This window comes from Mesorhizobium sp. M0678 (genome assembly GCF_040320505.1).
Classification (GTDB): domain Bacteria; phylum Pseudomonadota; class Alphaproteobacteria; order Rhizobiales; family Rhizobiaceae; genus Mesorhizobium.
This window is the reverse complement of the sequence record NZ_JAMYPT010000088.1, coordinates 1-546: the sequence shown is the minus strand read 5'-3', so window position 1 is coordinate 546 and position 546 is coordinate 1. Positions and strand designations below refer to the sequence as shown.

The window sequence follows — 546 nt, the reverse complement described above, 5'->3', positions numbered from 1 at the left end:
AGCAGGAAAATGCCGAGGAAGGCAAAGGTCACGATCATCAGCACGGTTCTCGCCGTGCGGCTCTCGGTCACCGCCGGCGACTGGCTTTCATGGTGCGGCGCGTAGGATTTGATCTCCGGGTCAGCCATAGCGCTTGCGGCTCCAGGTCTGCACCAGGTTGATGACCAGCAGCATGACGAAGGACAGCGCCAGCATGATCGCCGCTATCGCGGTCGCCGCGGCGTAATTATATTCCTCCAGCCGGATGACGATCAGAAGCGGCGCGATCTCGGATTTGAACGGCAGGTTGCCGGCGATAAAGATGACGGAACCGTACTCGCCGACGCCGCGCGCGAAGGCCAGCGCGAAACCGGTGACGATGGCAGGCGCCAGTCCGGGTAGTAGAACGCGGCTGATGATCTGGAAGCGATTGGCGCCGAGCGTGGCGGCCACTTCTTCTACCTCCTTGTCGATCTCCTCCATGATCGGCTGCACGGTGCGCACGACGAAGGGCAGACCGATGAAGACCAGCGCGATGACGATGCCGAGCGGCGTATACGCGACCTT

The 546-nt window shown here is 62.1% G+C and carries 1 protein-coding gene; it reads right to left on the bottom strand.

Features of this window, described 5'->3' with window-relative positions; all coding sequences use genetic code 11:
• Positions 1-120: 120 nt before the first annotated feature.
• Positions 121-546 (bottom strand): ABC transporter permease subunit (locus NKI29_RS33400; RefSeq protein ID WP_352622794.1); only part of this gene is annotated, 426 nt, incomplete at its 5' end.